General features: G+C 40.0%; 9 protein-coding genes and 1 pseudogene. 4 read left to right on the top strand and 6 right to left on the bottom strand.

Annotated elements, in window-relative coordinates; translation table 11 throughout:
- Window positions 1–6: 6 nt before the first annotated feature.
- The 5 genes from C6N34_RS04810 to C6N34_RS04790 form a co-directional block, all read right to left on the bottom strand.
- Window positions 7–864 (bottom strand): nitrate ABC transporter ATP-binding protein, encoded by an 858-nt coding sequence (locus C6N34_RS04810; protein WP_006275769.1) that lies wholly within the window; start codon window positions 862–864, stop codon window positions 7–9.
- A gap of 140 nt (window positions 865–1,004) precedes the next feature.
- Window positions 1,005–2,978 (bottom strand): ABC transporter ATP-binding/substrate-binding protein, encoded by a 1,974-nt coding sequence (locus C6N34_RS04805; RefSeq protein ID WP_115538324.1) that lies wholly within the window; start codon window positions 2,976–2,978, stop codon window positions 1,005–1,007.
- Window positions 2,979–3,003: 25 nt separating this feature from the next.
- Complete coding sequence (gene ntrB, locus C6N34_RS04800) at window positions 3,004–3,855, bottom strand: nitrate ABC transporter permease (RefSeq protein WP_115538323.1); 852 nt, start codon at window positions 3,853–3,855, stop codon at window positions 3,004–3,006.
- Between the two features lie 87 nt (window positions 3,856–3,942).
- Window positions 3,943–5,235, bottom strand: coding sequence for a CmpA/NrtA family ABC transporter substrate-binding protein (locus C6N34_RS04795; RefSeq protein WP_115538322.1), 1,293 nt, complete (start codon window positions 5,233–5,235; stop codon window positions 3,943–3,945).
- An 11-nt stretch (window positions 5,236–5,246) separates the two neighbouring features.
- Entirely contained in the window at window positions 5,247–6,818 is a 1,572-nt protein-coding gene (locus tag C6N34_RS04790; RefSeq protein ID WP_115538344.1) for a ferredoxin--nitrite reductase, read from the bottom strand.
- A 239-nt stretch (window positions 6,819–7,057) separates the two neighbouring features.
- Here C6N34_RS04790 and C6N34_RS04785 point away from each other — a divergent pair, with 239 nt between their 5' ends.
- The 3 genes and pseudogenes from C6N34_RS04785 to C6N34_RS04775 all read left to right on the top strand — a co-directional run bounded on the left by C6N34_RS04785 (window position 7,058) and on the right by C6N34_RS04775 (window position 9,474).
- Window positions 7,058–7,492 carry a QcrA and Rieske domain-containing protein gene (locus C6N34_RS04785; RefSeq protein ID WP_057177289.1) on the top strand — a complete coding sequence of 145 codons (435 nt, stop codon included), beginning with the start codon at window positions 7,058–7,060 and terminating at the stop codon, window positions 7,490–7,492.
- A 157-nt stretch (window positions 7,493–7,649) separates the two neighbouring features.
- Window positions 7,650–7,980, top strand: a pseudogene (locus tag C6N34_RS04780) (transposase); the annotation flags it as partial.
- Between the two features lie 174 nt (window positions 7,981–8,154).
- Window positions 8,155–9,474 carry a glutamate-5-semialdehyde dehydrogenase gene (locus C6N34_RS04775; protein WP_115538343.1) on the top strand — a complete coding sequence of 440 codons (1,320 nt, stop codon included), beginning with the start codon at window positions 8,155–8,157 and terminating at the stop codon, window positions 9,472–9,474.
- Here C6N34_RS04775 and C6N34_RS04770 read toward each other — a convergent pair.
- Entirely contained in the window at window positions 9,463–10,320 is an 858-nt protein-coding gene (locus C6N34_RS04770) for an N-acetylmuramoyl-L-alanine amidase (RefSeq protein WP_115538321.1), read from the bottom strand. The genes C6N34_RS04775 and C6N34_RS04770 overlap by 12 nt on opposite strands.
- Window positions 10,321–10,505: 185 nt before the next feature.
- Here C6N34_RS04770 and metH point away from each other — a divergent pair, with 185 nt between their 5' ends.
- Window positions 10,506–14,033 carry a methionine synthase gene (metH, locus tag C6N34_RS04765; RefSeq protein WP_115538320.1) on the top strand — a complete coding sequence of 1,176 codons (3,528 nt, stop codon included), beginning with the start codon at window positions 10,506–10,508 and terminating at the stop codon, window positions 14,031–14,033.
- Window positions 14,034–14,035 lie beyond the last annotated feature (2 nt).

Here is a 14,035-nt window from a genome sequence, read left to right as displayed (position 1 = left end):
GATAAACTACTCTTCAATATGAGCACAACGACGATAAAGAAAATCCAGAGCGTAGTTCCTCAAATGATAATATTCTGTACTTTCCATAATCTGACGACGCTGACGGGGACGAGAAAAAGGAATATCTAATATTTCACCAATATTAGCAGCAGGTCCATTTGTCATCATGACCAATTTATCAGCTAGAAAAAGAGCTTCGTCAATATCATGAGTAATCATTAACACAGTAACTTGATGATCGGACCAAATTTGCAGTAGTTCCTCTTGTAATTCTTCCTTAGTAATTGCATCCAAAGCGCCAAAAGGTTCATCCAAAATCAGAACCTGAGGACGAATAGCCAAAGCACGAGCAATAGCCACCCTTTGTTTCATACCTCCTGATATTTGATGGGGTTTCTTTTGAGCAGCTTCCGTGAGTCCTACCATACCTAAATGTTCTCTAACTATAAACCGTTTTTCAGCCTGGGTTTTATTAGGAAATACAGAATCAACAGCAAGATAAACATTTTCAAAAACACTTAGCCAGGGAAGTAGACAATAGTTTTGAAAAACCATCATCCGGTCTGGTCCTGGTTCAGTAATAGGTTGACCTTGCAACCAGACCACACCATTGGTAGGTTGATTGAATCCAGAAATCATATTTAACAGTGTGGATTTACCACAACCCGAATGTCCAATGAAACAAATAAATTCTCCCTCTTGGACTTTGAGACTAATGTTGTCTAAAACAGTATATGGTCCCTCGGAGGTGGGGTAAATTTTGTTTACACCGTCAATGAATAGGAAATCCCGTGATTTTTGGTGAGACTGTGGATTACCTAAAGCTTGAAGCTGAGTATTTTTGGGGAGATTCAATGTGGTCATGACTTTCATCCTTTAATTTTAATTTAGTTAATTCAGTCTTAAGTGGGTGGGTGGAGTTAAATATAAGATGAACGTAGGTTGGGTTGAAGTATGAAACCCAACGCCCGCACGGGTACCTATAAATAATTGTGCCTCCCTATTTAAACCAGAGCTTCTTCAACTCGCACCCGAGATTTAATGGCTAAACCTGTGAGATATTCTAGGGGTTGAGAGGGATTAAATGTTTTACCATCAAATAACTGAATGGATTCTTCCCTACCAATATCCAAAATGCCCACTTCTCTTGCAGCTACACCAAAAATATCTGGACGACAAACTCGGTCAATTATTTCTACCCAGTTTTTAGGGAAAGCAATAAAACCCCACCGAGCTAATTGGGTAAGGATCCAGAGCATTTCATGACGGTTGGGATAGTTGGCTTGGTGCAGATAAAACTGATGGGAAGTTTGGGAATGTCGATGATAGTTACTTTGATAACTTTCTAATAATTCAGAGCGTAAATTTACATGATGATCACCTATATATTGAGGTTGAGAAATTAGACTGACAATTTCTGACTCATTACGAATATCATCACAATATTCACAAGCTGCTAGGAGCGATTTAACTAAGGCTAAATGTGTTTGAGGATATTGTTGAGACCAATCTTCTGTGACTCCTAGTATTTTATCTACATGTCCCTGCCAAATATCTGAAGTGGGCAACATAATAAACCCCAGATTTTGCTCAACAGCACAGGTATTCCAGGGTTCACTAACACAATAACCATCTACTTTTCTTTCCTGGATAAAATCAACCATTTCATCCGGTGGAATTACTATTAATTTGACATCCTTATCTGGTTCAATACCACTTGCTGCTAACCAATAACGCAATAACAAATTTTGCATTGATGCTGGATGAACAACTCCCAAAGTGTAAGTTTTGTCAAGATCAGTGTTGACTGTTTTTTCTAGATCTGCAGCATTCCTTACACCATTTGCCCGTAGTTCTTGGCTTAAAGTAATAGCACTACCGTTGCGAGATAGAGTCATTGCTGTTACCATGGGAGTCGGTGTTTTTCCCATAGCACCTAGAGTCATGGCTAATGGCATACCAGCAACCATTTGAGCAGCATCCAGCTTACCACTAGCTACACTTTGGGCAATATCTTGCCAATTTTTTTCAGGTATTAGGTTCACTTGTAAACCACATTCTGCAAAAAAACCTTTTTCTTGGGCAATGATTAAAGGTGCAGCTTGGGTGATAGGAAGATAACCGATTTGTAAGTGAACTTTTTCTGGTTGATTGGTGGAAATCAGAACTGGTGATATGGTTTGTTTTTGACGCTGTTTTGCCAGTTTCTGTTGGTTGAGGAAGTAGATCATTTGATTCCGCAGATTGTAATAACTGGGATGTTCAACTACCTCTAATCTTTGTCGGGGACGGGGAATGGGTACTTCTAAAATTTGTCCAATGTGTGCTTCTGGTCCATTGGTTAACATCACAATTCGGTCACTTAATAATAGTGCTTCATCTACGTCATGTGTTACCATCACACAGGTAATTTTATATTCATTACAAATTTTCATTAATTGCTCTTGCAAATTACCCCTGGTTAGAGCATCCAAAGCACCAAAAGGTTCATCCAACAATAACAATTTTGGTCTGGTAGCTAAAGCACGAGCAATGGCCACTCGTTGTTTCATCCCCCCAGATAATTGACCGGGAAGTTTTTTAGCAGCACGACGTAACCCTACTAAGTCAATATGTTCTGCAATGATTTTCTGGCGTTCTCCTAGAGATAGATCCTGATGGACCTCATCTACTGCTAAAGCAATATTTCCCTCAACTGTTAACCAGGGAAGTAAGGAGTAATTTTGAAAAATTACCATTCTATCTGGACCAGGTTCTCTCACTTCTCGACCTTCTAAGGTCACTCCACCAATAGTGGCTTGATCTAGACCAGCAATAATATTCAATAGAGTGGATTTACCACAGCCAGAATGACCGATGAGAGAAATAAATTCTCCTTGACTAACCTTTAACTCAATATTTTTCAAAGCAATATATTTACCACCATAAGGGAGGTTAAATATTTTATCTACATGGTCAATTTCTACAAAGGTATTCATGGTCTCCTGGTGATTATGGTAAAAGTTATTTTTGTTCTTTTTGTACAATCTTCTCAGCTATAAAAGCCACTGTTCTATCTAACATCAGTCCCACTATTCCCACATAGATTAGGGCAATAATAATTTCGCTCAAATTGGTATCCGTGGTAGTATTATAGGCATCCCAAATAAATGAACCTATACCCACACCACCTACCAACATTTCTGCAGCTACAATAGCCAACCAAGATAACCCAATACCAATTCTCAGTCCGGTAAAAATATAGGGAACCGTGGCTGGGAAAACTATTTTTAAAAAATATTTGGCCTGACGTAACCGTAAAACACGAGCCACATTGACATAGTCTTGGGGAATATTTTGTACTCCCACGGTTGTATTGATTAAAATTGGCCAAATTGAAGTGATAAAAATCACAAAGATCGCCGAAGGATTGGCTTGTTGAAAAGCTGCTAAGGAAATAGGTAACCAAGCTAGGGGTGGGATAGTTCTTAGTACCTGGAAAATAGGGTCTACCGCATTATATAAAAACCTATTGGCACCAATTAATATGCCCAGAAAAACACCCACAATGGTAGCTAGAGAAAACCCCAAGCCCACTCTCCCTAGACTGGTCAAAATCTGCCAACCCAAGCCCTTATCGCTATCACCATTGTCAAAAAATGGCTTAATGATAAAGGGATCCCAGGTTTCAACAAAAGTTTCTAAAGGACCTGGTAATTGAAATCCGGGAATGGAACAGAGTAATTGCCACAACATCAAAAATATAACTAGTCCACATAGTGGTGGTAATACCTTATGCACTAAAAATTTGTTAATTGTTTTAATTGCTTTTTGTCGTTTAGTGCTAATTTTCTGATTTGTTACCCCCACGGCCATCTTCTTCTTGCTCCTTATTGTGGAAATTGGTCTTGTGATTTTGTGTCTCCCATAACTCCCCCACCCCATATCAGAATTGCTCGCGGACTAGACCTTTTTAATGGGTAAACTGTTTAAATATTCTTCTGGTTTTTCTGGGTCAAACTTCACCCCATCAAAAAATGTTTCTACCCCTCGCGATGAACTAGTAGGAATTTCCGCTGCAGGAACTCCTAAAGCTGTGGCCGCTTTTTTCCACAAATCTTCTCGATTTACCTGATCAACAATGGTTTTAACATCCGTATCCCGGGGTAAATAACCCCAACGAATATCCTCGGTCAAAAACCAAATATCATGGCTCTTATAGGGGTAGGAAGCATTATCAGCCCAGAATTTCATTCGATAGGGAAAATTTTCTACCTTGCGACCGTCTCCATAGTCAATATTTCCCTTAGACCGTTCTAAAATATCACCAACTGCAACATTAAAGTATTTTCTATCAGCACATATTTCACACATTTCTGCTTTATTTTCATCTTTTTCACACCATTGTTGTGCTTCCAAAACGCCCATTAATAATGCTTGTGCTGCATTGGGATTTTGATCAACCCAATCTTTCCTCATGGTGAAGGCTTTTTCTGGATGATCCTTCCACAATTCTCCGGTTACTAAAGCTGAGTAACCCAATTTTTGACTGACCAATTGCGCATTCCACGGTTCACCCACACAAAAAGCATCCACCGTACCCACTTTCATATTAGCTACCATTTGTGGTGGTGGAACTGGTTCTAATATGACATCTTGGTCAGGATTAATCCCACCAGCAGCTAACCAATATCGCATCCATAAATCGTGGGTACCCCCAGGGAAGGTAATGGCAAGTTTGATGGGTTTTTGTGCAGATTTTGCTTGATTTGCTGCTTCCTTAAGGACTTTGTTGTCTAAGCCAAGTTTTATCTGTTTGAATTTTTCAGCCACAGAAATGGCCTGACCATTAGTATTTAGCCTCGCCAATATGTACATTGGTATTTTATCATTAATGGTTATCAAGTATGGCATGGGACTGAGAATGTGTGCACCGTCAATGCCACCCCCTGATGAACCAATTTTCAGGTTGTCACGAGTCACTGGCCAAGATTTTTGCTTGCTAACCTCCACATCTGTCATGCCATATTTGGCAAAAAAACCCTTTTCCTTACCAATAATTAGGGGAGCTGAATCCGTTAGAGCGATAAATCCCAATTTGGCCTTAGTGGTTTCTACTTTAGCTGTATTACTAATTTGGGTTGACGAGTTTGTTCCTGACCCGGAGTTGTCAGATGAACAACCATGTGCTACTATTGCTGTCGCTGCTGTTACACTAGATGTGATCAGAAATTTTCTGCGGGAAATATTGCTCATTTTAACTCTCTTTAATTCTTTGCTACTTGTGACTGTGGTCTGATTTGAGCTGATGTTTGTTCGCGCACTTTTGCCCCAAACTGTTTTAGCAGGATATCTTTTAATATCGGTTGCAGGTCTTCACAAGCAACACTTTTCTGAATACAGGTTCCTAACCTAGCATCCTTACCAACTTTTCCACCCATGTAGATGTCAACACCTTCCAATGTTTGCCCATTTTTTCGCACTTTGGTTCCCATTAGTCCAATATCCGCCACTTGAGGTTGTCCACAGGAGTTTGGACACCCAGTCCAGTGAATACGTACGGGCTTTGATAGGATTAATTCCTCTTCCAAAGCCTCTGTCATGGCTATGGCTCGTTTCTTAGTTTCTATGAGGGCAAAATTACAAAACTGGGCCCCTGTGCAGGAGACAACCGATCGCATTAATAAACCAGGACTGACACTGAATTTTTTCAATATGGGTTCGGTCAGAAGTGTGTTTAATGCGGAATCGTGAATATTGGGAATGATGGCATTCTGCTCAACCGTAAACCTTATTTCTCCACTACCATAAACTTCTGCTAGTCTGGCCAGTTCAAACATGTCATCCGCACTTAGTCTCCCCACGGGAATGTTTAATCCCACATAATTTAACCCCAGTTGTTTTTGGGGGTAAACGCCAATGTGATCTCGTTTTTCCCAATCTATTTCATCTTTGAGCGCTGCGGTTTGCAAGCTTTTTCCCCATTGTTTTTCCACTTCGTCCCGGAATTTTTCTAACCCCCATTCATCAATTAACCACATTAATCGAGCTTTTTGCCGGTTCAAACGTAACCCGTGATCTCGAAATATCTCTACTATGGCTTTAGATAGGCTAACTACTTCTTCTGGTTTTACCCAAACATTTAAGGGAATAGCAGCTTCACAGCGTTTACCCGAGAAAAATCCACCAACTAAAACGTTAAAACCAAATCCTTCTTTAAATGCTGGTACAAATGCCAAATCGTTGATTTCTGCATGAATGGAATTATCTTTTCCTCCAGTCACTGCAATATTAAACTTACGAGGAAGATTGGTAAACTCTGGATTACCTTCCCCCCCATTAGTTAGCAGGTCCTGTATTTGCTGTACCAATTCTCTGGTGTCATACAACTCGTTGGCATCTAAACCCGCCAGGGGATCACCAGTAATATTACGTACATTATCCATACCAGACTGAATACTGGTCAGCCCAACTTTGTGAAATTTGTTAAAGATATCAGGAATATCTGAAAAATCTATGCCACGAAGTTGTATATTTTGTCTAGTAGTGATGTCCGCGCTACCTTCCCTATCGTAACGCCGTATCACTTTAGCTAAAACACACATTTGAGTGCTAGTGAGAATACCATTAGGTATCCGCATTCGCATCATAAACTTACCGGGAGTCACTGGACGAAAAAACACACCCAACCATTTTAGGCGGTGGTTGAGGTCGTTTTCTTCCATGGCTTCCCAACCCTGACGAGCAAATTCGCTGATTTCTTGTTTGACTAGTAGTCCGTCCTTTTCAGCTTTTAATTTCTCGAACTTATTGAGCTTTTCGCTACCTGTTTCTGTCATAGGTTTTTGGGGAACAGGATGTGGTTGATTATGGATCCGTGTTCTTAAATCGTGCCAACTACCCACCGAAAAACAACTGATCGTAGTTCTCTGGTAGGGGTTGTAACAATTTCGATATTGATAACCTAGGGCAAATTTCGGGAAGGATTCGTATACTCAGTTACGGAATTCTCAGAAATTCTCGGCTGTTGTGCAAATTTTGCATTGATTATCGGCATTTATTACATAGGAGATGATTTATGAAAAGACGCGAGTTTTTCCAGTGGGTGGGTTTAAGTTTATTAGCTAGTTCTTTACCTATAGCATTTGCCGCTTTGACATCAGATGATGATACCTTAGCATCACCAGCACCAAACAAAGCGGCTAAAGACTGGCAGAAAATCGGAAGTGTTGCCCAATTGGATAAAAATGGCCAACTACTAGTTGAGAATTCCCCTATAGGAGCGGTTTTAGTGGTGGGAACATCTAAAAAACCAAAGAACTTAATAGCAGTTAGACCTAACTGTACTCATCAAGGTTGTACCGTGGAATGGAAAAGTAATCAATTTGCTTGTCCTTGTCATGGAGCAAGATTTAGTGATAAAGGTAAGGTAAATAACGGTCCAGCTGAAAAACCTTTGAGAACCTATTTGGCTAAAATCGAAGCTGGTTCTGTTTTTGTTAAATCGGTCTGATTTTCCAACTGCAAATCACCCTAATGGTACGTCAATCTTAGTTACTAGTTCTCTCTTACATGGGTGGTAATTCAATTACATTACCACCAACTGCTTGATGATAAAAAAGAGTTGCAAAAAGTACCATCTTACTCTTGTACTAACTGGTCACATCCATGAAGATGAAAGAATTGCCGCACCTAAGTTTCTACGCCAAGCTGAACGCAAGTTAAAATCTGCGCAACGTCGTGTCTCTCGTCGGAAGAGAGGTTCTAATCGCCGTAAAAAAGCGATTAAAAAACTGGGTATTCTACACAAGAAAGTTGTTGATACTAGAAAAGATTTCCAATTCAAAACAGCTAATAATCTACTCAAAAAGTATGACGTAGTAGCTGTTGAAAAATTAAATATAAAAGGACTTGCTAAAACAAGATTGGCTAAAAGTATTAACGATGGGGGGACAGTTCATCACCATACTTTCAAACAAAGCCGAGAATGCTGGCTTGAAGAAGAGTCGTTGAGAAGCCCACTCTCACCTGTAAGGGAGTGTGTGGAGTATGTCACCATTGAACCGTCCTCCTCAGGTTTTTGTATATCCGTTGTTGGAAGCATGTCCCAAATGTATACAATATGTATCTCCTCCCAAAATTATTAGTTACTACCACCAGTTGGTTTTTGTGATTATGAGTTTAGAAATTAGTTTGCAACATACCTCTACCCTAAAAGAGATTGCCCAAAAAACCCGCTTAGCTGCTCTTAATTTGTCCCTATTAAACAGTAACCAGAAAGATTATGCTCTTGATACAATTGCTTTAGCTTTAGAGTCTGCTCAAGAAGAAATACTTCAGGCAAATATAGCTGACTGTCAAACTGCAATGTCTCAGGGTATCAGTAAATCATTATATAAACGATTGTATTTAGATTCTAATAAACTACAAGAAGCGATCGCTGGTGTAAGAGATCTAGTCAAACTAAAGGATCCAGTGGGTCAAGTTCAAATCCATCGAGAAATTGACAGGGGATTAATTCTCAAGCGTATAACCTGTCCCTTGGGTGTGCTGGGGGTTATTTTTGAAGCTAGACCAGAAGCTGCTATTCAAATTGTTTCCCTGGCAATTAAATCGGGGAATGGGGTGATTCTTAAAGGAGGGAAAGAAGCAATAGGTTCTTGTGAAGCTATAGTGAGTGCGATTAAACAAGGTTTATCTAAGACTGATGTTAACCAAGATGTGGTGCAATTATTAACCACCCGAGAAGAAATATTAGAACTTTTAAATTTAGATAAATATGTGGATTTAATCATTCCTAGGGGTTCAAATTCTTTTGTGAGATTTGTGCAAGAAAATACTCGAATTCCAGTATTGGGTCACGCGGATGGAATTTGTCATCTGTATGTGGATAAAGCAGCAGATATTCATAAGGCAATTGATATTACTGTAGATGCCAAAACCCAATATACAGCTGCATGTAATGCTATTGAAACCTTACTAATACACAGTAGTATTGCCCAGGAATTTTTGCCCCAAGTTGCATCAGCTTTAGAATCTGAAAATGTAGAACTAAGGGGAGATAACCGAACCTTGGATATATTACCAAAAATTGAATTGGCTACGGAAAAAGATTGGCAAACAGAATATAGTGATTTGATTTTGTCCATTAAAATAGTTGATTCTTTAGAAGAGGCTATCGCTCACATCAGTGAATATGGTTCACGGCACACCGAGGCGATCGTTACGGAAGACTTGATAGCAGCTAATACCTTTCAAGCATTAGTCAATGCAGCAGGAGTATATCACAATTGTTCCACTAGATTTGCTGATGGTTTTCGTTATGGTTTTGGTGCAGAAGTGGGAATTAGTACCCAGCAAATGCCACCTCGGGGACCTGTGGGTTTAGAAGGGTTGGTAACCTATAAATATCACCTAATCGGAGATGGACACGTTGTGAAGACCTATACAGGCGATCGCAGGAAAGGGTTTACCCATAAAGATTTAGGAGTGTGATTGGGCAATACTGTGAAGTTTTCGAAAAGAATGCAATTTTTTAAAGAATCTGTCAAAATCAAAGCTCAAAGGGTCAACTTTACCATTAGCCACATCTACAGCTCGATGAGTAGTGATTCTTTCGTCGGGAACTTGGCTTTGGGCAATCAACCAAGCTAGGGAATTGTATTGCTCCTGTGTATAACCACTATGTTCTCTAATATCTCTTTTTCCCCAACCGTCAGGAGGTGTTTCTAAAGAAACATGATAGGCAAAATTATTAACGGAAGGAGCTAATTTAGGATTAGTTTGAACTGTCTCTATTGTGCCATCTGTATTTTTAAAAACTGAATTGCCAGCGCCAAATGCTCTTTTATCGGGTGGGACTAAATAAATTACGGTTCCATCCCGGGCAATGATGGCATGATAACTAGCTTGAATATCTTCATCCACATTATGGTTCTGAAAGTAATTGATTGCACTCCTAGCAGAATATGTTGTTTCATGTAAAACAATAATTGGTTGGTTACTAACTGCCATACCCTTGGTATCCCGACTGAATCTTTCCCCATAGTTACTAGGATGTACTTGTGCTGCTGTTAACTTAGGTTGGTACTTACTAAAGCTATTAGTTGTGACGTATTTTTTCACAACCTTTTTTTGTTTAATTCTTTCGATAAGTGACTGAGAAAAATTTTGTATTTGTATTGATTTCGGTTGTTTTGTTTTTGCTTGTGCCTGTAATAATTGTTTTGGGTATGGATTCACAACTACTGCTTGAGATGTTTCAGAACTAGTCAAGGCGTTCTGTCCATACTGTTCCCTTGCTAGACCGGTAGAAATTACTATAATAAGGGTTGTCAACATCAAAAAAATAATGCCCACTCTTGTTGTCCAATGCTTTGCTCCTCTAACTATCAGTTCGTGGCAAATTAACCTTTGCACAAATGAACTAACAAGTGAACTAAAATATTTCCACTTCATATTCCTAGCCAATGTTACTAAAATGTTACTAAAAGTTAACCTATAAATCTTGAGCTGCGTTTAAAAATATGACCCATTCCTTTCTTGAACGTTTACATAGTCCTGAACATCCAGTTATAGTGTTTGATGGTGCAATGGGGACAAACCTACAAATTCAGAACCTAACCGCTGAGGATTTTGGAGGTCCCGAATACGAGGGGTGTAATGAATACCTAATACACACCAAACCAGAGGCGGTGGCCAAAGTTCACCGGGACTTTTTACTAGCTGGCGCAGATGTAATTGAAACTGATACCTTTGGTGGCACCTCCATAGTTTTAGCAGAGTATGACTTAGCGGATCAAGCTTATTATCTAAGTAAGACCGCCGCCGAGCTGGCTAAACGTGTAGCTGCGGAGTTTTCCACTCCAGAAAAACCCAGATTTGTTGCTGGTTCCATAGGTCCAACCACCAAGCTGCCAACTTTAGGACACATAGACTTTGACACCATGAAATCAGCTTTTGCTGAACAGGTAACAGCTCTATTTGATGGTGGGGTAGACCTATTTATTGTAGAAACTTGCCAAGATGTATTACAGATTAAAGCTGCATTAAATGGCATAGAGGAAGTTTTCAGCCAAAAAGGTGAAAGAAGACCGGTTATGGTTTCCGTCACCATGGAAAGTATGGGCACCATGCTGGTTGGCACAGAAATTGCCGCCGTTTTAACCATTTTAGCACCATATTCCATTGATATTCTAGGTTTAAACTGTGCCACTGGTCCGGACTTAATGAAACCACACATTAAGTATTTATCAGAACATTCACCTTTTGTTGTATCTTGCATTCCCAATGCGGGGTTACCGGAAAATATAGGTGGTCAAGCTCACTATAAACTGACTCCCTTAGAACTGCGCATGGCGTTGATGCATTTTGTTGAAGATCTTGGTGTCCAAGTGATTGGGGGTTGCTGTGGGACACGACCAGATCACATTCAACAATTGGCGGAAATTGCTAAGGATTTAAAACCAAAGGTGAGACAGCCAAGTTTGGAACCTGCTGCTGCATCAATTTATTCCACACAAAATTACACACAGGATAATTCGTTTTTAATAGTTGGTGAGCGTCTCAATGCTAGTGGTTCCAAAAAATGCCGCGATTTGCTCAATGCTGAGGACTGGGATGGTTTAGTTTCCATAGCTCGCAGTCAAGTTAAGGAGGGGGCTCACATTTTAGATGTGAATGTTGATTATGTGGGGAGAGACGGGGTGCATGATATGCACGAGTTAGTTTCCCGGGTTGTGAATAATGTAACTCTCCCCCTAATGCTGGATTCCACCGAATGGGAAAAAATGGAAGCGGGTTTAAAAGTGGCTGGGGGTAAGTGTTTACTCAACTCCACTAACTATGAAGATGGAGAACCACGTTTTTTAAAGGTGTTGGAATTAGGGAAAAAGTATGGTGCTGGTGTGGTGATTGGTACTATTGATGAGGAGGGAATGGCCAGAACAGCACAGAAGAAGTTTGAAATTGCCCAGCGCGCTTATCGTCAAGCGGTTGAGTATGGCATACCTGCATCAGAAATATTTTTTGACACTTTAGCTTTACCGATTTCTACTGGCATAGAAGAGGATCGGAAAAATGGCAGTGCGACCATAGAGTCTATTCGCCGGATCAGGGAAGAATTGCCCGAGTGTCATGTAATTTTGGGTGTGTCTAATATATCCTTTGGTTTAAATCCAGCAGCGCGGATTGTATTAAACTCTATGTTTTTACATGAGGCAATGGAAGCTGGGATGGATGCAGCTATTGTTAGTGCAAGCAAAATTTTGCCCTTGGCGAAAATTGACCCACAACATCAGGAAGTGTGTAAACAACTAATATATGATCAGCGCAGGTTTAATGGGGATGTATGTGTATATGATCCCTTAGCTGAGTTAACGAGATTATTTGCGGGAGTTAAGGCTAAACAGAATCGGGGAATTGATGAAAGTTTGCCCATTGAAGAGCGGTTGAAACTACATATTATTGATGGTGAGAGAATAGGTTTGGAGGCGCAATTAGCCAAGGCCTTGGAGCAGTATCCCCCCTTAGATATTATCAACACTTTCTTGTTGGATGGGATGAAGGTTGTAGGTGAATTATTTGGTGCTGGCCAAATGCAGCTACCCTTTGTTTTGCAATCAGCAGAAACCATGAAAGCAGCGGTGGCCTATTTGGAACCATATATGGAAAAGTCGGGAGCTGGTAGTAATGGGAAAGGGATTTTTGTGATTGCCACGGTTAAGGGCGATGTTCATGATATTGGTAAAAATCTGGTAGATATCATCTTATCCAATAATGGTTATAAGGTGATTAATTTGGGGATTAAGCAACCGGTGGAAAATATCATTCAGGCTTATGAAAAGCACCAACCTGATTGTATTGCCATGAGTGGTTTATTAGTTAAATCCACCGCATTTATGAAGGAGAATTTAGAGGTTTTTAATGAAAAAGGCATTACGGTTCCTGTAATTTTGGGAGGTGCAGCATTAACTCCTAAGTTTGTCAACCAGGATTGTCAAAACACTTATCACGGCAAGGTGATCTATGGTAAAGATGCTTTTGATGACTTGAATTTTATGGATAAATTAATGCCAGCAAAAGCAGCGGGTAAATGGGATGATTTACAAGGGTTTTTGGATGAGGTTAAGGGAGATCTTCCAGAGATTAATCCCCAAGAGCGGATTAAGGAGGAAGTAAAACAGCAACCCACGGAAGTAGATACCCGAAGTTCTGAAGCCGTGAATGCCAATATTGAACGTCCTCAACCACCTTTTTGGGGAAGTAGATTTTTACAACCCCAGGATATTCCTCTAGAGGAAGTATTGTACTATTTAGATTTACAGGCTTTGATAGTGGGACAATGGCAATTTCGCAAACCCAAAGAAAAGTCTCAAGCGGAACACCAGGAGTTTTTAATTGATACGGTCTACCCCCTTTTAGAAAACTGGAAGCAACGTGTAATCCAGGAGAAATTATTGCATCCCCAGGTAATTTATGGATATTTCCCCTGTCAAGCAGTAGGTAATAGTTTATTGATTTACGAAACTACCCACATTAATAGTAAAAATCCTGTAATTACCACAACTTTTGAATTTCCTCGCCAACGCTCCGGGAGAAGATATTGTATTGCTGATTTCTTTGCTCCCAAAGAGTCAGGATTGATTGATGTATTCCCCATGCAAGCGGTAACTGTGGGAGAGGTAGCAACAAAGTTTGCCCAAAATTTATTTGCTGAGAATAAATACACTGACTATCTCTACTTTCACGGGATAGCAGTACAGGTTGCTGAGGCATTAGCGGAATGGATTCACGCTAAAATACGCCAGGAGCTGGGATTTGGCGATGTTGAACCGGATAATATTCGGGATATTTTAGCTCAACGTTACCAGGGTTCTCGATATAGTTTTGGCTACCCAGCTTGTCCCAACATTTCCGATCAACACAAGCAGCTACAATTATTAGATGCTAATAGGATGGGTATGTATATGGATGAAAGTGAACAGTTGTATCCTGAACAGTCTACAACTGCAATTATTGCTTATCATCCGACAGCTAAGTATTTTACGGCTTAATT

The sequence above is a fragment of the Cylindrospermopsis raciborskii Cr2010 genome, from assembly GCF_003367075.2.
GTDB lineage: Bacteria > Cyanobacteriota > Cyanobacteriia > Cyanobacteriales > Nostocaceae > Raphidiopsis > Raphidiopsis raciborskii.
This window is presented reverse-complemented; position numbering and strand designations above follow the sequence as displayed.

Excerpts from the sequence above, each read along its gene's own strand:
- C6N34_RS04810 (WP_006275769.1), bottom strand. The coding sequence starts at position 864 with ATGACCACATTGAATCTCCCCAAAAATACTCAGCTTCAAGCTTTAGGT.
- C6N34_RS04805 (WP_115538324.1), bottom strand. The coding sequence starts at position 2,978 with ATGAATACCTTTGTAGAAATTGACCATGTAGATAAAATATTTAACCTC.
- ntrB (WP_115538323.1), bottom strand. The coding sequence starts at position 3,855 with ATGGCCGTGGGGGTAACAAATCAGAAAATTAGCACTAAACGACAAAAA.
- C6N34_RS04795 (WP_115538322.1), bottom strand. The coding sequence starts at position 5,235 with ATGAGCAATATTTCCCGCAGAAAATTTCTGATCACATCTAGTGTAACA.
- C6N34_RS04790 (WP_115538344.1), bottom strand. The coding sequence starts at position 6,818 with ATGACAGAAACAGGTAGCGAAAAGCTCAATAAGTTCGAGAAATTAAAA.
- C6N34_RS04785 (WP_057177289.1), top strand. The coding sequence starts at position 7,058 with ATGAAAAGACGCGAGTTTTTCCAGTGGGTGGGTTTAAGTTTATTAGCT.
- C6N34_RS04775 (WP_115538343.1), top strand. The coding sequence starts at position 8,155 with ATGAGTTTAGAAATTAGTTTGCAACATACCTCTACCCTAAAAGAGATT.
- C6N34_RS04770 (WP_115538321.1), bottom strand. The coding sequence starts at position 10,320 with ATGTTGACAACCCTTATTATAGTAATTTCTACCGGTCTAGCAAGGGAA.
- metH (WP_115538320.1), top strand. The coding sequence starts at position 10,506 with ATGACCCATTCCTTTCTTGAACGTTTACATAGTCCTGAACATCCAGTT.